The organism is Wolbachia endosymbiont (group A) of Urophora cardui (assembly GCF_964028435.1).
Lineage (GTDB): Bacteria > Pseudomonadota > Alphaproteobacteria > Rickettsiales > Anaplasmataceae > Wolbachia.
Genome location: NZ_OZ034774.1, coordinates 759106 through 779084, shown reverse-complemented (window position 1 = coordinate 779084; position 19979 = coordinate 759106). Strand labels below are relative to the sequence as shown.

Here is a 19979-nt window from a genome sequence, read left to right as displayed (position 1 = left end):
TACCTTCACTATCATAATAAGGGGGCTGGCGAAGGGTGTCAAGTAAGTTTTTTCGTTTCTAACGGTTGTTAACGTGCTGCCAAAAACTATGCAAGAAGTCTATTGAAATCGCGTATATCAATCGTTGTAAAATCACACAATTGCTCTGTAGAGCTATGCCCTGTAATAATTACTATACCATTTTGCTCAGAGCGTATTGAGATTAGGTTCAGCACTAATTCACACGTTGCACTATCAAGATTACAAAATGGTTCATCTATCAGCCAAACGTTTGCATTAGAAATCAAGAGGCGAGCAAGTGCAACTCTTCTTCTCCAGCCTGCAGAAAGTTCGCCATATCTAATATTAATTACAGGCTGCAACTGCAAGCAACAAATAGCTGCCACAATCAATTCCCTAGTATTTCGTATTCCTGCCCAGAATTCTATGTTTTGGGCAACAGTTAAGCTATCTTTACAGGCATTCTTATGCCCTACGTAGACCATAGAAGGTATATAGGATTTTGGATCATCATATATGTCTTTTCCGCAGTACCTTATATTGCCTGATACCGGCGGTAAAAGTCCAGATAAACTTCTAATTAAGCTGGTTTTACCACTACCATTTGGACCAGTGATTAGAATCTTTGATTTTGGCTCAGCTTTAAAACTGAGATGTTTAAATAATACTTTGTTATTACGAGCGCAGGATAAATTTTCACATTCGAGCATGAATTATCTGCCCTTCCCCTTATGTTTACCTTGAGTTGAAGCCTGAGCTTTTACAAATAGCTCCCAAAATCCTTTCTTTCCGCCTTCTCTATGTATCAATTGTGCAAAACGCTGCATTAAACCATTACCCATCATAACCATCTTTGTCCATTTACCTACCGGTTTTGCTATGTCAACTATTTCTAGATCTTCTTTATAAACCTGTATATCTTTTTGCTTTTCGCGTAGCATTTCCTGTTGTTTCATCAACTCTTTTTGCTTATTTTTTTGATATAATTCGTTGAATTTTCTGTCTTCTTCCCACTCTTCTTTAAAAACTTTTCTAGGAAATATGATTTTTCTAATGCGATTTTTGTATATTTTTCTCAAAAAGAGAAATACTGCAGCTACAGCAAGTAATGTTACGCTATATAATATGATCTGTGTAAGTGGCATTTCCTGTATCTAATTCATTAAAAATACCCTTACTATTATACCATAATTATAGAAATTGTGCAATTTCTTTGCGGGTAAAGACAGTATAAAAGTAATACTGCTCTATTTCGTAAATTGGACAAATATCTGAGAATGGGCTTGTATGTAGTAAGGTTTATTTCTATACTTTTTAAAGAATTTAGAAGTAAAACAAATATGAACTGCTATAAAACTCACACGTGTGAAGAATTAAGGAAGAACGACGTAGAAAAGGAAGTTACCCTCTCTGGATGGTTATATCGTAAGCGCGATCACGGTAACTTAATTTTTGTTGATTTAAGAGACTTCTATGGAATCACTCAACTAGTATTTAATAATGATAAAGACTTTTTTGATGAGACATCAAATTTAAAATTGGAGAGTATAATTACTGTTACAGGAATAGTTGAAGCTAGAACTGAAGATACGGTAAACAGCTCTATCGCAACCGGAGAAATTGAGGTTGTAGTTAGCAATTTACACGTTGAATCAGAAGTTGAGTTCCACTGTGATGAAGAAATAGCAAAAGAAGAAAGAAGTATATTAGCGAGCATTGCTGGCGAACAAGAATACCCAGAAAATATGAGATTTAAATATCGTTTTCTTGATTTAAGGCGAGAAAACACCCGCAACAATATTATTCTGCGCTCACAAATTATTGCAGAACTCCGCAAGCTCATGATAGAGCAAGGGTTTTTGGAAATTCAGACTCCAATACTTACTGCTTCGTCCCCTGAAGGTGCACGTGATTATTTGGTGCCAAGCAGACTAAATCTTGGTAAATTTTATGCATTGCCGCAAGCTCCACAGATTTTTAAGCAATTGCTCATGGTTTCAGGGTTTGATAAATATTTTCAAATTGCACCGTGTTTCCGTGACGAAGACGCAAGGGCTGACCGTTCTCCGGGGGAGTTTTATCAACTAGATCTTGAAATGTCTTTTGTGACTCAAGAAGACATCTTTCAGATTATTGAGTCTACCTTATATAAAGTGTTTACCAAATTTTCTTGCAAATCAGTTGATAAAGATTTTCCGCGCATTACATACAAAGACGCAATGCTCAAATATGGATCTGATAAGCCAGATCTGCGCAATCCATTATTAGTCAGCGATGTTACAGAAATTTTCCGTGATTCAGAGTTCAATATTTTCAAAAGCAATATTGAGCGCGGTATGGTAGTGAGAGCCATCCCTGCTCCTAAAACAGCAGAAGAACCACGCAGCTTCTTTGATAAAAAAATAGAACATGCGCAAAAAGAATTCGGCGCTAAGGGGCTTGGGTATATAACATTTGATAAGGACGGCATCGCAAAAGGGCCAATTGCTAAATTCCTTGATGAAAACAGGCTAAATTCTATAAAAGAAATAACGGATGTAAAGCCTGGAGATAGTGTATTTTTTGCTTCTGATAAGGAAAATGAAGCAGCAACAATTGCAGGGAAAGTGCGCACTCTTTTAGGGTCAGAACTCAGTCTTATAGATGATAATATCTTCAAGTTTTGTTGGATCATTGATTTTCCCTATTTTGTATATGACGATAAAAGTAAAAAAATCGATTTCTTTCATAACCCATTCTCCATGCCACATGGTGGCTTGAAAGATTTAGAGGACAAAAATCCACTGGATATCCTTGCTTACCAATATGATCTTGTTTGCAATGGAATAGAACTGTCAAGCGGGGCGATTCGTAGTAACAAGCTGGATATCATGTATAAGGCCTTTGCCATTGCAGGCTACAGCAAAGAAGAAGTTGATACAAAATTCGGTGCGCTCGTGCGTGCATTCAGGTTCGGAGTGCCGCCTCACGGCGGTATAGCACCAGGGGTTGACAGAATGGTTATGCTGCTTGCTGATGAGCCAAATATTCGTGAAGTAATCTGTTTTCCTATGAACCAGCAAGGTGAAGATGTTCTAATGGGTGCTCCTTCTGAAGTGGACAATAAACATTTACGTGAATTATCCTTAAAGGTTATTGAATAAAAATTTTTATAGCGGAGTGTGGTAAACCGAAAATCATGAACGATATTCAAAAAGCAATACTATCAAGCATAATCTGCAATATGATTATATGGTATGAAGTAACTCTATTTGGAGTTTTAACACATATAATAAGCAATGTTTTTTTTCCTTCAGAAAGCGATTATTTAAGCACAATCAAATTTCTTGGTAGTTTTGCAATTGGATTTGGATTTAGACCGCTTGGTGCGTTTATTTTTGGTTGCATTGGAGATAAGTACGGTAGGAGGAAAGTTTTGCTGACTTCCGTAATATTAGCTTCGATATCATCTACTGCAATTGCGGTCATACCAGGATTTAAAGAAATAGGAATATTTTCTCCTATATTACTTCTGCTTTGTAGAATAATACAAGGAATGGCAACAGGAGGGGAAACGAGTATCAACTCAGCCTTTTTAATAGAGCATTCAAGCGATAAAAAAAATCTAGGCTTTTTAGGTAGCATGAAAGCTTTTAGTGGTGCTCTTGGTTCTATTACATGTTTTGTAATGATAGCTATTTGCAAAAAATTTACAGGTGAAAATTATGAAATTTGGGGCTGGAGGTTGCTCTTCTATTTCTGCTTTATTATGGGCATAATAGGCTTCTTAATAAGATACATAATGGAAGAGAGCCTAGCATATAAAATTCATGATCAAAATAGAAGCTTATCTGATTCTCCATTTTTAGAATTAATCAGGGACTATAAAAAGGCATTTGTGCTAGCAATTGGGCTTGGCGTTGCCCAAAATGCAATCGTTTATTCAGCAATCATGTTTTACAACATATCTGTAAAAGAACTTATTCTCTCAGGCATCAATATTAAAAATGTAGTAAGGATTATAGTTGAAATTACATTTGGAGCGTCTGCAGTGCTGTTTGCAATACTGTCTGATAAAGTTGGAAGAAAAAATGTAATGATTCCTACATTAGTAGCTCTAGCTTGCGCCGGTTTGCCGGTACTTTCGCTATTATCGTATGATAATCACTATGTTATAACGCCCACTTATTGGCTAATAACCATACCAATAAGTGCATCTTTTGGAATATATAATTCTCTTGCTTGCGAGTTATTTCCAACGAAAGTTAGGTGCACGGGCTTTAGCCTCGCACATAACATATCTGCAGGAATATTTGGTGGCCTTTCTCCATCCATATGCATGTGGCTTATAGAAAAAACCGAAACAAAACTTGCAGCAGGCATTTATCTTACTGCCTGCGCATTAATTAGCCTAATATCTGTGCTTCAAATTAAAGCCAAAGACAGAAAAGTTGATTGGTGAAATCGTTTCAGTCGAAAAATAGCGCTTCAATGGATTTTTCGATGTGTTTAGTGATAGGAGCAGTGATAGTGATTTCTTTATTGTTTGGCAGTTTTAAAGATAAAGAATGCGAATGAAGGTGAATTTTATTTGCTATCCCATCAATAAAAGCTTTTTTACCACCATATTTACCGTCACCAAGAATAGGGCAATTTATATGAGCTAAATGTGCACGTAACTGATGGGTTCTGCCGGTAATTGGTTGTAATTTTAAATAAGCAACATTGTGTTTGGATTTTGCTATAATTGAAAAATGCGTAGTGGCATTCTGAGGTGAATTTTCATCAACGACCACTTTTTCTTGACCTGAAACATATTTTTTCACCAATGGATAGTCTATTGTTCCACTATCCTTGCTCGGTATGCCAGAAGTTAATGCTAAATAAGTTTTTTTTACTCTTCGTCCTTTAAATTCTTCCATAAGGTATCTGGCAACATTAGCGTTGCGTGCGAATATTATCACTCCACTCGTATCTCTATCTAGCCTATGGACAATTTTAAATGTTTCTCCCTCTCTTATTTGGTCAAGCAAATCACTCATGCTAATCTTTACTTTTACGCCACCTTGAACGATGACCCCTGCGGGCTTGTTTATAGCTAGTATATATTCGTCTTCATATAATATGTTCTCTCTTAGTAGATTCACTAACTTTTCATTATATTTGCGATCAGAATTAGCGTTCTCAATATAATTCAAGTGCTTCAGCGTTATAGTTTGTCCAGAATTTACTCTATCACTAGACTTTGCTTTGCAATCATCAACTTTGATTAACCCTTTCCTTAAAGATTTTTCAATTACAGATTGCTTTAGATCAGGAAAGATTCTTCTGATGTACCTATCCAGCCTAACGTTATCGTCTTTTACTGATATGGTTTTTATATTCTCCATTACTTTATTTGGATGTATGCTAATATCAACTGTTTGCATGACATAAAATAAAGTATAGCACAAGATATAAACCCTTCGGCTACATGTGCTATTTATTTAGTAGATTAAATATGAAGTTTAAAACTCTGCTGTCAACTTCCTGCAAAACTAGTGAAAACCAAACTTGCTTAAAACCACTTAATTAGTTATAGTCGTAAGTTTGAGGTACAGTAAAATGACAGCTTTTGTCCCTTTGATTGTTTTTTTAATCTTGTACCTTGGAAGTGGTGCTTATTTTTCTTTTATCGGAACTGATAATCCACTTCATCAGGTTTCACCAGTAATCTGCTTGTTACCAGCGCTATTTTTTGCTGTCTCACGTGGTACAAATAAAATTCAGCATAACATCGATACTGTTATCAAGGGCATGGGTGACAAAAATACCCTTACTATGTGTTTAATTTTTTTATTTTCTGGAGCATTTTCTGCGGTTACTCAATCAATTGGTAGCGCAGACACTGTTGCTAATTTAATTCTTAATTTCCTTCCAGCAAGATTAATGCTGCCTGGAGTATTTTTGGCTTCTGCTTTTATTTCAACTGCAATTGGTACATCTATGGGAGTTGTTGCGCTGATGGTACCTATAGCTGTTAATCTGGCAAAAAGTGGAGCTTTTGGCCTTGAAATAGGAACTGCAACTGTAGTAGGTGGTGCCGTGTTTGGTGACAACCTCTCAATGATATCTGATACCACCATTGCATCTGTTTCTTCACAGGGAGCTTCAGCAAAAGATAAACTTAAAATAAACTCTAAGGTTGCATTTACTGCAGGTATTATAACACTCACCTATCTGGCAGTGATTTCAAGTAGTACAAAAATTATTTCTATATCAAATTTAGATTATTATTCTATAATAAAAATTATTCCTTATATTTCTTTAATAATCATGGGGCTGCTTGAAGTCACCACTTTAGTAACAATAACTGTAAACATAATTATTGCTGGTGTGCTAGGAATAGCTTTTTTTGATTATGCCATCGTTCAATTTCCTCATGACGTGTACGACGGTTTCAAAAAAGTAAACGAAATAGTAATATTTGCTCTATTTATCGGTGGGTTGAGCCATATAATGTACAAACAAGGTCAAAAAGCGTTGCATAAACTCATCGATGAAAGCAATATCACAAAAACTAAAGCTGAATTTTTGATAGCAGGAATTGCGTCTATGTTTACTACCTTAGTTGCCAATAATACCATTGCTATTTTACTAAGTGGTGGCATTGCAAAAAGACTCGCACAGAAACACGATATTGTACCATACCGCAGTGCATACTTATTAGATGTTTTTGCTTGTGCTACAAAAGGCATCTTACCTTATGGTTCTCAACTATTGCTGGCAGGTAGCATCGCCTTTGTATCACCTGTTTCTTTATTAACACAGGTATATTACTGCTTTATTTTAGCAGCAGTTACAATAGGCGAAATAATCATCAACAGCAGAAAAGAGAAACATCGTGCGGCTGCAACTTAGAGTTTCTCTTTTTTTTACCCATAAGGAACGGAATTACTTGACAAACTCCGCCAGCCCCCTTATCATGAAACTGAAGGTATTCAGTTATCTTCATCTGTGCAGATTAAACAGCAAGAAAACAACGTAGTTGGCGTCTTATTTTTAATTTTTTGCACTATGTGCACTCTATGTCTTCACAACATTTCTGGGTTTTTACCTATATAAGCTGAAACGCGCTTATAAGTCGTTTAAGACAGTATAGTACGCCAATTTGCAGGATTAGAGAGTGACAACTAGCTAACACGGGGTTTCTTTTGCCTTTTTTTCTGCTTAGTAAATTTCTTAAACATTTGCAGCGTAGGTTAGTTGCAATTAAAAGCAGCTAAATTGCAGTGTTTAAGACTTAAAAAACGCCAAATACTGAAAATAGACAATGACTAGGGCTTCTTTTGCCTTTTTTTTCATTTGGTAAATTTCTTAAATATTTATGGCTAAACGACAACCGTCATCCCGCTACGTGTTAGCGGGATCTCTTGTTAGCGGATGAGATACCGCGAATGAATCGCGGTATGACGGTTAAGTAGGGTGTCATCCCAGTCTGGAATCTAGTCTTGATTATGCAGCCACTTATTTAAAGTTAAGTTTCCTGGATCCCAGTGTCTGGGCACTGGGATGACGAGAAAGGAGCACTGGGATGACAGAAGAAGGAGGCTACTTACATGACATCATTCTTTTTCCTGGATCCAAGTAGTCTGGGCACTGGGATGACATCATAGAGGCGCTGGCCCTGACAATCGTCATCCCGCTACGTGTTAGCGCCGCGGCGGTATAACGGTTAAGTAGGGTGTCATTCCAGTGCTTGACACAGTTGTCTAAGTGAGGAAAGTCACCAGTGGTTATATTATTGCTATATTTCTCACTTACCCAACAAACTTAGATTTTACACTAAACTGTGCTGCCACTAACTTTGCAACCGGTACTCTATAGGGTGAGCATGAAACATAATCCACCCCTGATTCGATGAGAAACTCTATAGATTTTGGATCTGCTCCATGCTCTCCACATATACCTAGTTTTATTTCTTTTCGGGTTTTTTTGCCTCTTTCAATGGCTATCTTGATTAACTCCCCTACCCCTTCGATGTCCAGCACTTCAAATGGATCATTGTCAAATATATTGCTTTCCTTATAAGAATCGAGGAAATTAACTGAATCATCTCTTGAAAGTCCCATGGTTGTTTGCGTTAAATCATTAGTGCCAAAACTAAAAAACTCTGCATGTTTTGCTAACTTATCAGCAATCAGTGCTGCTCTTGGTAGTTCTATCATCGTTCCAATTGAATAAGCCTTGTCTGATGTCATTCCAGCGCGTGACGCTGGAATCTGCGTCTGGATTCCAGCTGAGATGACAGAGGATTCTTTCTTTGCTAGCTCGCATATCAGAATAAATTCTTTCTCATTCATTATAAAAGGGATCATGATCTCAGGCTTGATTTCTACACTTTTTTCCTTTTTTAGCTCATTTGCAGCACTAAGTATTGCCCTAATCTGCATGCTATATATTTCAGGATGAGAAATGGCAAGTCTACAACCTCGATGGCCAAGCATTGGGTTCTTTTCTGACAACTGTGCTATTTTATTTTTTACTGATTCAACTGACTTACTAAGTGATTTGGCGATTTTTTCTATAGTAGACTGATTATTGGGTAAAAATTCATGTAAGGGTGGATCAAGCAACCGTATAGTGACTTCCCTACCCTCCATGATAGAAAATATTTCTTTGAAATCAGACTTTTGCATTTCTTCCAGTTTAATGAGCGCATTTGCCCTTTCATTTTCATCGTCAGCTATTATCAACTTTTGAATGAATTCGATTCTATCACTAGCGAAAAACATATGTTCTGTGCGACATAAGCCTATACCTTCTGCACCGAATTCTTTTGCAATTTTTGCATCTTTTGGAGTATCAGCGTTCGCTCTCACTTTGACCGTTTTGATTTCATCTATCCAGTTGATTATCGTTTTGAATTCTTGCGATAATTCAGGTGAAATTGTAGGAAGAATGCCAAGCATAACCTCCCCTGTTCCTCCGTTGATGGTAATTGGTTCACCTTTATTTACTTTTGTATCCCCCACAGAAAAGAAAGTTCCATCTTTATCGATATAAAGTCCACTTACACTGCAAATGCATGGCTTACCCATTCCACGGGTTACAACAGCAGCATGCGAGGTCATCCCTCCCCGTGCTGTTACTATGCCACTTGCAGCATTCATTCCATTAATATCTTCAGGACTCGTTTCTGACCTTACTAAAATCACTTTTTTACCCTGCTCTGCAGCTTTTTCAGCATCACTTGCACTAAACACTACATATCCAGAAGCAACCCCTGGAGAAGCCGGCAGTCCCTTCCCTATTACTTTTTGGTCACTCTTAACGTCAAGAACTGGATGCAATAAATTGTCAAAAGTTTTTGGATCAATTCTCAATATTCCTTCTTCTTTTGTAATCGTTCCTTCGTTTACCATATCAACTATTATGCGAATAGCAGCTTCAGCCGTGCGCTTGCCAGACCTAGTCTGCAAAATCCATAACTTACCGTCCTGCACAGTAAATTCGATATCCTGCATGTCTTTATAATGCCTTTCAAGTTTTTCACATACCACACATAATTCTCGGTAGACACTTGGCAGCAACTTCTCCATGGTGTTTTCTTGCTCTCCGTCAATTGGCATAGGAGTATAAACACCAGAAACCACATCCTCACCCTGAGCATTAACCAAAAACTCACCAAAAAGCTTTTTTTCTCCAGTTGAAGGATTTCGTGTAAATATCACACCAGTTGCAGAATTATCATTTAAATTACCGAAAACCATTGCTTGCACGTTGACCGCTGTTCCAAGGTTTTCAGGAATGTTATGTATTCTTCTATAGGAAACAGCCCTATCATTTTTCCAAGAGGTAAATACTGCATTAACTGAGTTTAACAATTGCTCTTCAACGTTCTGCGGAAAATGTTTTCCTGTTTTTTCATGTACTATCCTTTTGAAATTGTTAACAATTCTCTTTAAAACATCAACATCAAGATCAGCTAAGCTTTTTGCTCCACTCTTTTGCTGCTTATTATCAACAACATCTTGAAATAGGTGATGGTCAAGCTGTAGTACAACATTGGAGTACATCATAATGAAGCGGCAGTAGCTATCGTAAGCAAAACGTTCGCCACTTTTTTTTGCAAGCCCAACAACGGTTTCATCATTTAGACCAACATTTAAAATAGTATCAAGCATGCCCGGCATTGAACTAACACTACCAGAGCGTATTGAAACTAATAAGGGATTATTTAAATCCCCAAACTTACAACCGATGTCATTTTCGAGCATCGCCATGTAGTTTTTGATTTCACTACATATGTCATTCCAGTGCATGACCACATTTTTTTCTGGATCCGAGTAGTCAGCTACTTGGATGACAGAAGATCTATTGTCTTGATAATAGACTTTGCAAGCAGAGGTAGAAATTGTGAAACCAGGTGGAACAGGAATGCCAACATTGCACATTTCTGCTAAATTTGCCCCCTTTCCTCCCAGCAGATTTTTCATTTCTGCATTGCCTTCGCATTTACCCTGGCTAAAGTAATGTATTAACTTTTCCCCCATCATTTTCTCCGGATTTTCACTGATAAACACATTGTACATATAGTTCCAATAAACCTGTGAAGACTTGAAACCTTAGGATAATAAATTTTACAAAATTTTGCAACAACGTTCCTTCTGGCAACATCAGTAAAGTTAACAAAAAAGATGACAAATTATTGAATTATTATCAATAAGAATATATAATATAAAGATACATTTAAAAATTTTTTTATGGCTCTTTCTAAATTTCTCGACCCCAAGAATGATGTTGCGTTCCGGCGTATTTTTGGTACTGAAAAAAATAAAGACATTCTCATTCACTTTCTCAATGATATTTTGGGGTTCACTGGCAAAGATGAAATAAAAGAAATAGAATTCCTCAGCACTATTCAAGATGCTGAAATTGCCTCTAAAAAACAAAGTATCGTTGATGTACTCTGCAGGGATGAAAATGGGGTGCAAGTAATAGTCGAAATGCAAGTTGCCAAAACTAAAGGCTTTGAAAAACGCGCTCAATATTACGCTGCTAAAGCTTATTCAAGGCAAGCTGATAAAGGTGATCGATATCATAATCTTAAAGAAATTATCTTTATTGCTATTGCTGATTGTATTCTCTTTCCTAATAAATCTGAGTATAAGTCAGATCATATAATGTTAGGCAAAGATAGCTATGAACATGATTTAAAAGATTTTTATTTTACATTTATTGAGTTACCAAAATTTCCTAAAACTAAAGAAGACCAATTGGAGAGTATAGTTGAAAAATGGATCTATTATTTTAAATATGCAGATGAAACTAGCGAAGAAGAATTGGAAAAGATAATAGGTAGTGATGTAATAATTAAAAAGGCATATGAAGAACTAAATAGATTCAACTGGTCAGAGAAAGAATTTATTGCCTACGAACAGGAAATAAAACGTATTCGTGATGAACGGGCTGTTCTTGAACAAAAACTTGATGATGCTAAAAAGGAAGGAAAAATTGAAGTTGCAAAAACAATGCTGGCTAATAATGTTGATGTCACCACTATTGTTAAGTTTACTGGCCTCTCCATGAGTGAGATCAAAGAATTGCAGAATTAAGTGGACCCGCAAACGGTTACACGAAATAATGCTGCAGCCTGACCAGGTGATAAGTACATTTAGCCTATTTATCTTTATACTTTCATGCCAATTTTATAAATCAAATTTATTTCTGTGAATAGCTACAATTTAAAGACCTTGCTTCATCAATGTAATGGAACAAAACCTTTTTAGTAAGTTCAAAACCTTCTAAAGTCTCTCCTTCGCATCTTGCTGTAATGCAGTTTTGCGTATTTGATACCCTAAGAAGCCACCAACCTTTATTATCGGTTACTTTAACACCATCAAGATCTGAAAATACAATATTTTGCTTCTCCAGTATTTTCTTTATTGATTCAATTATTTGAAATTTTTTCTCATCTTTCACTACAATCTTTACTTCATGAGTGATATATAACCTCGGTAAATCCTCAATTACCTGAGATAGGCTTTGGTTTTTCTTAAGCAAAATGTCAACTGCTTTAACAGCAGAATATAGCCCATCATCAAAACCTAGCTCAGAAAAGAAGAAGTGCCCGCTTAATTCACCAGCAAACTTTGCCTCTTCCTCTACCATCTTCTTCTTAACTAGTGAATGTCCAGTAGCGCAGGTAATAACTTGCCCTCCTAACTTACTAACAAAATCATGCACTTTCATACTCATTTTTACGTTGGCAATAACTTTGCTTTCTGGATATTCCTCCAACACTTCACGTGCAAAAATTATAAATAAATGGTCATTGGAAACAACACTGCCTTTATTATCAATTAAGCGCACCCTATCGCTATCGCCATCTAGCGCAATGCCAAGATCACATCCATATTCCTTCACAATGTCAATTAATTGAGCGAGATTTTTTTCCTCTATGGGATCTGGATCATGCAGTGGAAATGCCCCATCTATAGAGTTATTGGTTACGATGTGTGTATGACCAGGCAAGATCTTTTCAATATACCTTATAATTCCACTTGCTGGACTATTTCCACAATCCCAGGCTATTTTTAATTTCTGTGTAGTATCGTTCTTCACTGCACTTTTTAATATGCGAATGTACTCACTATATATATTTATGTTAATTAAGCTTCCAATCCTTGTACTGTCTTTAATTGGATTGCTTATAATTTCCTTTATCTCTTGATCTGAGAAGACTTTTTTATTACTAAAAAATTTAAAGCCATTGTATTCACTTGGGTTATGAGAAGCGGTTATTACAATACCAAGATCCGCCTGCGTGATTTGTGTTGCAGCGTAGAGCATAGGTGAAGAGCATAGTCCAACGCGTATAACATTTGCACCGGATAAAGTTAAGCCCCTAATTAATTCTCTTTCTATACCTGGTGAATCTATTCTGCTGTCGTAGCCGACACAAACACTAGCTACGGTTTGGCCAAACTTTCTACCTATCTCGTACCCATCATTAATCTGCAAATCTTTGCCTACTATACCTCTAATATCGTATTTTCTTATAATGGTATTGTCCATACTGCACTGCTTAAGGAGTAACTACTATATAACATAATGGACAAGTGCTCAAGTTTATTTACTCAACGATTAGTTGATTTTTTAAAAAAATCTGTTAATATTATAGTATACTTTTTAAAGATGCAAAATTATGCCACAGGAAAACGAAAATGTATTTATAGCTGAGAATCAAAGTCTAAATGTAGATGAACAGAAGAAAAATGATATTCTAAGTGTCATTGAATCTTGCAACGATCTTCAGGATTTTATTAAAAGACTGGAGGAAGAAAATTTAATCTGGTACTTTATTGGTCCTTTACGCAAAGATGAGGACATTACAGGACAGATAAATTTAAAGTGGGAAAAGGAGTTCCAAAAATTTGAGCAATCAATAAACACAATGCATAAAGAACTTAAGTCGTCTCTGCCTGGTCAAAATTTCTTAGCGTATTCAACAAAAGATAACGACTTCAAAATTAGATTTGAAAATGAAGAAAAACCAATAGAAATTAGCAATATTTTAAGAGCCAGCAGAGAAGGTAAGGTTTATAACATATCTTTAGAGAAAGATAGTCAAATAACTGCGACCAAAAAAGGCAGCGAAAGGCACTATGATTTTACTGGTTCAAGCTCATGTGAAATGACCATTAACTGGCAGGCTAAAGATTCTGAAGGTAACAGCATAGACTGTAGCATGATCGTAAAATTGGATTCTAGTGGTATACAAAGTGTCATTGGTGAGCCAAAGTTTGGTGATTTAAAGTTCACACCAGAGGAAATAAAAGATAAAATATTAAAATTAGTTGAGCAGAATAAAGAAGTTTTTATCAATGGAAAAACTCTGCATCAAGCTTTTACTGACATGTCCAGGAGTGTAGACGATCAGCAAGTACCAGCAGAGGAAATATTTACAAAAGATCCACATATATCACCACAGTCACCTACACCAAGCAGCAGTTGGTATTCCTCTCCTAGCACACCTTCTTCACGTAGAAGTTCTTTCTCTAGTGTTAGTGAATTTAGTGATGAAGATGAAATACTTGAGGATGATATGTCTAGTGATGAAGAAGAGCATGAACAAGAAGGAGCAAAAGGTGAAGTAGACGAAATTGAGGAATTAGAGAAAGAAAAAGAAACATTTGCTAAATATTTTGCAGCGCAGACAAAGCAGCTTGAGGATCTAAGATTAGAACGTGACTTCTTGAGAGATGAAGTTAATGAACAACGGCAAGTTATATCTGAAAAAAATCAAAGAATAAAGGAACAAGGTACTTTAATTGAGTCGCTTATGAGTAAAGAGCAATTAAAGAATCAAGAGTTAGTTAAGGAATTAAATCAACTGTACAAAGAAAAAGAAGATTTAGAAATGGCAATTCAGCAATCTGGTATAGGTAAAAAGTCTCTTGCAGATGAGATAGAAGAAGTGGAGAAAAATGAGAAAATAGAGAGTTTGAGAAAAGAAATTAAGCAGAAGGATGAAAAGATACAGCAGATAGTAAGAGAGAGCCAGAAATTAGAAGGAAAGCTTCAAGATTTAAGGGCAAAGTATTCGGAAGTAAAAAACGAAGATAGTGAGTATATTGAAAATTTAACCCGTAAACTAAAACAAGCTGAGATTGAATTTATCGATAATAAAGATAAGCTGACTGAGCAAATAGAAAAATTGGCAGAAGAAAAGGAAAATTTATTTAGACAATTAAGAGCAAAAAGTACAGATTCAACATCGTTCAGAAAGCAACAATCAGAAATAGATAAGCTTAAACAACAGCTTAAGGAAAAGGAAGGGATGTTAACGTGTACACAGGAAGAGCTGGCATCTGTCAAAGAGAGTCTAGAGCAACTGCAGAACATATTACAGCAGGAAAAAGGTCAGGCAACTCAAACTGAAGTTGAATATGAAAGTAGAGGAACAAGCATGCAGCAGCAAGACCAAGGTACACAAGCTGTAAACAACAACTCAAGCAGAATAGCTAGTGGGTTAAGACAAGAAAACAAAAAATTGACTAGAGACAAACTAACTATATCTGAACAATTAAAACAAAAAATAAGAGAGATTGACGAGTTAAAGAAAAATTTAAAGCAATTACAAGAAGAAAATAAACAACTAAAACAAGAAGTTACTAAAAATGCAGGAGTTGATACACCATCTTCAACAGGTCAAAAAGAAGCTAAAGAAGCAGAAGTTATACCGCAAAACATTATGGATTGGCCTGTTCCAATTCCAGACGATAAACCGGAAGAGCAGAAAACTCCATTAGAGCCAATCAAGGTAAATACAGAATTATCAGATCCAAAATCAATCCCCGCTGAGGATCCAGAAAAATCTCCTCCTCTTTCAAAAGGATGAGTTTTGCTTCTATTGTTAACTATAGCTAAGACGTCATACCGCCACGGCGCTAACGAGTAGCGGAATGACGAGGTTATCGTCATTCCGCCGCGAACCGTCACACTGCCGCGGTATCTCACATAGATCCCGCTAACAAGCAGCGGGATGACAGCAATCCTACGTCATACCGCGATTCATTCGCGGTATCTCATCCGCTAACACGTAGCAGGATGACGATTGTCAAGGTGTCATCCGAGTAGCTTGACTACTTGGATCCAGAAAACTTAACTTTAAATAAGTGGCTGCATAATAAAGACTAGATTCCAGCGTCACGCGCTGGAATGACACCATTTTCGGTCTCTTAAATTGCTTTAGCTACAAACATTAAGAAATTTACCAAGCGGAAAAAAAGGCAAAAGAAGCCCCGTGGTGCGAGTTTTGACTCTATATTACTGTAAGTGGCGCTGTAATAATGTGCTAACGCTTAAAATAAGCGCGATTTGGCTGAATGTAGAAAAAATAAAAAAGACATGCAGCCGCTATAATTTTATGTAATCCGCCAATAAATACCTGAGTTTTTTACTGAATTTTGTCATTGAGCCTGCAGGTCAAAAACAAGTTTTGAGTCATAAATACCCTTATTGCCATAATAAGGGGGCTGGCGGAGTTTGTCAAGTAAGTTTTTTCGTTTCTATGGGTTAGTTGGTACGCGCTTTGCGTTTTAACAGATGTAAAAGCACAATTATTACGAACAACATTCCACCAATAACTGATATAGCTCCACCCGCAATAAAACAAGCACGTGCCAACATTGATGAAATACTTGGCAGATCTGCAACTTTTCTTAAGGCACCATATCCACCAAGCCATACAAGTCCAGTAATATGGAGAAAATGCCCCACACTGTAAGCATAAATCTGTAATCTTACCATGGAACTTTTTACCTCTTTAAAGTTTAATTTAGGTAACAGCCAATAAATGAAATTCATAAAAGCTATAGTGATCCCAACTACAGAACCATGATAATGAGCGGGAATGGTGACATTTCCTTCAATAGTCAGCACTCCAAGCACATCTCCATAAATGAACAATAAAAATGAATGTAATAAATAGTTGCTTTTATCATTAGTAAAAGTCCTGATGTTGCAGCACACTAATATTATCAAAAAGCACGGCAAAACTGCTCCAGCAATTCTCATATGCCAAGTAAAAAACTGTATTAACTTGGCGCTATCAATTGGATAAACAAAATATATAAACGATGCACCCATAGCCAAAATTGTGTTTATAAATAGTGGTAAAATAGTAATTTTATTGCTTGAAGCTAAACTAGCATCGCTTAACATTATTAAATAGACTAAAAACATTCCTTGAGTAAAAGCAAACTGCAATAAATGTCCGCCTCCCCAAAAGAGATATTCGTAAAACAAATTCTTATCTGAGTGATATAGACCTGGAGGCATATTTTGATATGCTAAAACAAAGCAAAGAAATGACGAAACAAGTGTAATAACCAGCCCAACTTGCCCCACAGAGAGAAATGAAACCTCTTTTTTTGATGTGTATGCTAGCATTGCATTTACTAATATACTGGTGGTAAACAAACCAAGACCAAATAAGAATAATTTGTTTTGTAACACGGGAATATAGTTACTTTTGATAACTTCAGTGTTTGGAACGAATGCAGATACAAACATCAGCAGCATCGAAAGGGTTGATAGAACCCATGAAAAGTTAAACCAACTATTGGTATTTTGTAGGTTTATGATAAAGAGCAGAGATATTATAGAGCACATCCACACCAAAATTGACAAATTCACGTGTATCACCAGCGCATTATCAAAGATATATTGTGCAGAAGGAACGAGAGAGGAGATAAAAGGCAATCGTAAAAAAATAACAATTATTGACAGTAACCCAGAGCAAGCAAGAGCACATACTGCTAAGAATATCCACTGTTTGCAAAGTGTAGCGTTATTTTGTATGTTGAGCACGGTCATTTTCTCTTTTTATTTTTGATTGATAAAGTATTATAATATAAAGCGCTATAAATTTTTCAAATTAATTGGCATTGATGAATAATATCACAGCAAAGCAGGTCATATCCTTATGGAATGCGCAAGTTGGGGGGTTTTTGCCGGACAAAAGAGAAATGGAGATTGTATAATATCTTCTTAATCTAATGCTTCAATGTTTCCGACATAGGAAAAGTATCATCTTTATTTTCTATAGAGGAAGGCACACTATTTTGATTATCACTATCAATTGGAGTAGTAGGGTGCATTAAAGCAACTTTCATAACTTCATCAATATTCTTAGCAAAAACTACGTTGATCCCCTCTTTGATGCTTGCCGGAATCTCTTGCATATCTTTCTCATTTTCACTTGGTATAATCACAGTTTTGATTGATCCTCTGAGCGCTGCAAGCAATTTTTCTCTTAAGCCCCCAATAGCTAAAACTCTACCACGCAATGTCACTTCGCCTGTCATAGCAACATTTTTGTTAACTGGTATATTCGTCATAAGAGAAACAATAGACGTACATACCGCGCCGCCAGCAGAAGGGCCATCTTTTGGTACCGCACCCTCAGGTACATGTAAATGTATATCATTATTTTGGAATTTTTCGGGCTTTATACCAAAAAACAAACAATTTGATCGAATATAACTATACGCAGCTTTTATAGATTCTTGCATAACCTCTCCAAGCTTTCCTGTGTATTTTATTTCTCCCTTGCCCGGAATTAGGACTGATTCTATCATCAAAATATCACCACCTGTTTCAGTATAGGCAAGCCCAGTTACTACTCCCACTAAACTCTCATTTTCTGCAATACCAAAGGTATATTTACGTACCCCTAAATAATCTTGTAAATTGTCAACCCCTACGGATATTTTCTTATTTTTATCAGTCAATATTTCTTTAACTGCCTTTCTCATGAGCTTTGCAAGCTCCCTTTCCATACTCCGCACACCACTTTCACGTGTATATAAACGTATCAACTTGTATAACGCCTCATTAGTTATGTCCCATTCCTTCTGATACAAACCATGCTCCTTCTTTAACTTCGGAATAAGGTGGTGTGTAGCAATACTGATTTTTTCATCTTCAGTATACCCGGACAATTGTATAATTTCCATCCTATCACGCAAAGGATGTGGCAAATTTAAGCTGTTTGCCGTAGCTACAAACATTACACTTGAAAGATCAAACTCAACTTCCAAGTAATGATCCGTAAAGTGTTTATTGTGCTCAGTATCTAAAACCTCAAGTAATGCAGATGCAGGATCGCCACGCGAATCAGAACCCATCTTATCTATTTCATCAAGCAGAAAAAGCGGGTTGCATGAATTAGCTTTTTTCATATGTTGAATAATTTTACCAGGCATTGAGCCAATATAAGTTTTCCTATGCCCTCGTATCTCGGACTCATCACGCACACCACCAAGAGCTATGCGAACAAAATCTCTTCCTACTGCTCCTGCCATAGACTTAGCTAAAGAAGTTTTACCAACACCTGGCGGTCCAACCAAGCAAAGTATAGGACCTTTTATCTCTTTTACTCTTTTTAATACTGCTAAAAATTCTATTATCCTATCTTTTACTTTCTCTATGCCATAATGATTTTCATCTAAGATTTTCTTAGCTGCATTTAAGTTAATTTTTGCATCTTTGTACTTTCCCCACGGCAAATCAAGTAACCAATGCAAGTAACTAGATATAACTGTAGCTTCAGGAGAAATGGGATTCATTTTCTTGTATCTCTTCAAATCAGTTATAGCTTTCTCTCTTGCTTCCTGAGAAAGCTTTGTTTCATTTATCTTTTTTTCAAATTCATTGAGTATATTCCCTTCATCACCATTCTCAAATTCGTCTAATTCTTTCTGTATAGCTTTCAATTGCTCGTTAAGGTAGTAAACTTTCTGAGTGCTTTCAACTTGCGATTTAATTGTCTTATATAAACGGTTTTGTGCGTTCAAAATACTTATTTCTCCCTCAATAAAAGCAAAAGCTTTTTTTAAACGCTCTTTTGGGTCATAAGCCTCAAGTATGCTTTGTTTATCCGATACTTTTATATTTAAATGTGAAGCTACCGTGTCTACAAGTTGATCAACTTCTTTGATTTGATCAATGGGGTTAATGGCAACTTCAGGCTGATTTTTCTTGTTTAGCTTATACCAGCTATCGAACGCGTCTATAACAGATCGCCTTAAAGCTTCTAAATCAATATTGTCTTCATCTTCTTTATAATGATTGTCTAACTCTACCCTGGCTTGTAATAAAGTATGAGAGCTAATATATTCTACAACTCTTCCCCTTCTTATCCCCCGGATTATAACTTTTACTGCATTGTCAGGCAATTTTATTAATGGTTGTATAATGTTTGCTAACACACCTACTTCATAAAGATCTTCAGGCTCTGGATTATCAACAGAGCCATCTTTCTGTGCTACAAGAAAAATCTCATTTTGGTGACTACTACTACTTGTTGCATATTCTAGTGCATTAACAGATTTTTCTCTGCCTATGAATAAAGGCACCATTATATTTGGAAAAATTACTACATCTCTTAAAGGTAATACTGGCAATGCAGTAAAACTAGAGCTCACAGCACGTTCAATGTTCATAATATA

General features: G+C 36.2%; 12 protein-coding genes. 5 read left to right on the top strand and 7 right to left on the bottom strand.

The genetic code is table 11. The annotated features are described in order from the left end of the window. Window positions 1-86: 86 nt before the first annotated feature. Entirely contained in the window at window positions 87-710 is a 624-nt protein-coding gene (ccmA, locus tag ABWU38_RS03810; protein ID WP_253309471.1) for a heme ABC exporter ATP-binding protein CcmA, read from the bottom strand. A 3-nt stretch (window positions 711-713) separates the two neighbouring features. Then, a complete protein-coding gene (locus ABWU38_RS03805) occupies window positions 714-1145 on the bottom strand; it encodes a hypothetical protein (RefSeq protein WP_253309472.1) in 432 nt (143 codons plus the stop codon). A gap of 195 nt (window positions 1146-1340) precedes the next feature. Between ABWU38_RS03805 and aspS the strand changes: the two genes are divergently transcribed. After that, window positions 1341-3143, top strand: coding sequence for an aspartate--tRNA ligase (gene aspS, locus ABWU38_RS03800; protein ID WP_353272822.1), 1803 nt, complete (start codon window positions 1341-1343; stop codon window positions 3141-3143). Window positions 3144-3178: 35 nt separating this feature from the next. Further along, window positions 3179-4441, top strand: coding sequence for an MFS transporter (locus tag ABWU38_RS03795; protein ID WP_253309473.1), 1263 nt, complete (start codon window positions 3179-3181; stop codon window positions 4439-4441). A 7-nt stretch (window positions 4442-4448) separates the two neighbouring features. On the opposite strand, the gene ABWU38_RS03790 is transcribed toward ABWU38_RS03795, so the two are convergent. Further along, entirely contained in the window at window positions 4449-5408 is a 960-nt protein-coding gene (locus ABWU38_RS03790) for an RluA family pseudouridine synthase (RefSeq protein ID WP_253309474.1), read from the bottom strand. 175 nt (window positions 5409-5583) lie between these two features. Here ABWU38_RS03790 and ABWU38_RS03785 point away from each other — a divergent pair, with 175 nt between their 5' ends. Beyond that, on the top strand, window positions 5584-6879 hold the full coding sequence (locus tag ABWU38_RS03785; protein ID WP_265016436.1) for a Na+/H+ antiporter NhaC family protein: 1296 nt from the start codon (window positions 5584-5586) through the stop codon (window positions 6877-6879). Window positions 6880-7778: 899 nt separating this feature from the next. On the opposite strand, the gene ppdK is transcribed toward ABWU38_RS03785, so the two are convergent. Next, a complete protein-coding gene (ppdK, locus tag ABWU38_RS03775; protein WP_353272821.1) occupies window positions 7779-10514 on the bottom strand; it encodes a pyruvate, phosphate dikinase in 2736 nt (911 codons plus the stop codon). Between the two features lie 210 nt (window positions 10515-10724). Here ppdK and ABWU38_RS03770 point away from each other — a divergent pair, with 210 nt between their 5' ends. Beyond that, window positions 10725-11576 (top strand): Rpn family recombination-promoting nuclease/putative transposase, encoded by an 852-nt coding sequence (locus tag ABWU38_RS03770; protein ID WP_353272494.1) that lies wholly within the window; start codon window positions 10725-10727, stop codon window positions 11574-11576. Window positions 11577-11682: 106 nt separating this feature from the next. Here ABWU38_RS03770 and ABWU38_RS03765 read toward each other — a convergent pair whose 3' ends face one another. Next, window positions 11683-13038 carry a phosphomannomutase/phosphoglucomutase gene (locus tag ABWU38_RS03765; RefSeq protein ID WP_253309477.1) on the bottom strand — a complete coding sequence of 452 codons (1356 nt, stop codon included), beginning with the start codon at window positions 13036-13038 and terminating at the stop codon, window positions 11683-11685. Between the two features lie 130 nt (window positions 13039-13168). On the opposite strand from ABWU38_RS03765, the gene ABWU38_RS03760 reads away from it, so the two are divergent. Further along, entirely contained in the window at window positions 13169-15364 is a 2196-nt protein-coding gene (locus ABWU38_RS03760; RefSeq protein WP_353272493.1) for a hypothetical protein, read from the top strand. 677 nt (window positions 15365-16041) lie between these two features. On the opposite strand, the gene ABWU38_RS03755 is transcribed toward ABWU38_RS03760, so the two are convergent. Next, window positions 16042-17337, bottom strand: coding sequence for a cbb3-type cytochrome c oxidase subunit I (locus tag ABWU38_RS03755; protein WP_309166004.1), 1296 nt, complete (start codon window positions 17335-17337; stop codon window positions 16042-16044). A gap of 185 nt (window positions 17338-17522) precedes the next feature. Continuing rightward, entirely contained in the window at window positions 17523-19973 is a 2451-nt protein-coding gene (gene lon / locus ABWU38_RS03750) for an endopeptidase La (protein WP_353272492.1), read from the bottom strand. Window positions 19974-19979: the final 6 nt, after the last annotated feature.